Source organism: Oleiphilus sp. HI0123 (assembly GCF_001635315.1).
Window position 1 is genome coordinate 1 of the sequence record NZ_LWGE01000505.1, and the last position, 447, is coordinate 447.

A 447-nucleotide genomic window follows, 5' to 3' on the forward strand; every position below is an offset into this window, starting at 1 on the left:
CAATTATGTTATTGCCGGGTTTACTAGCTGCTTGTAGTGGCACACTAATTTTGGCCACCTAATTAGAGGTGATATTATCACCATCAACTAACTAGGTATCAAAATGAGCAAACGAACAAGACCAACATACTCTCCAGAATTTAGACTCGAAGTTGCACAAGAAGTTGTTGATAAAGGGCGCAGTGTCCGAGATGTCGCGGATAGCTTAGGCCTTGGTAAGTCCACGGTCGATAAATGGGCGCGACAATTAAAAGAAGAACGAAACGGTAGGTTGTCGAGTGCTACACCTCTCACTCCAGATCAATTAAAAATTCGCGAGTTGGAACGCAAGATCAAACAACTAGAGGGAGACAACGAGATTTTAAAAAAGGCTTCAGCTCTCTTGATGCAGGACTCGATCAAAGGTTTTCGTTAATCCAAGCGCAGCAAGGGAGCTGGTCGGTATCT

At 43.8% G+C, this 447-nt stretch carries 1 protein-coding gene; it reads left to right on the top strand.

Features of this window, described 5'->3' with window-relative positions:
* Positions 1-103 precede the first annotated feature (103 nt).
* Positions 104-415 (top strand): IS3 family transposase, encoded by a 312-nt coding sequence (locus A3761_RS04790; protein ID WP_068510183.1) that lies wholly within the window; start codon positions 104-106, stop codon positions 413-415.
* Positions 416-447: the final 32 nt, after the last annotated feature.

Coding starts and splice junctions, on each gene's coding strand:
- A3761_RS04790 (WP_068510183.1), top strand. CDS start 104: ATGAGCAAACGAACAAGACCAACATACTCTCCAGAATTTAGACTCGAA.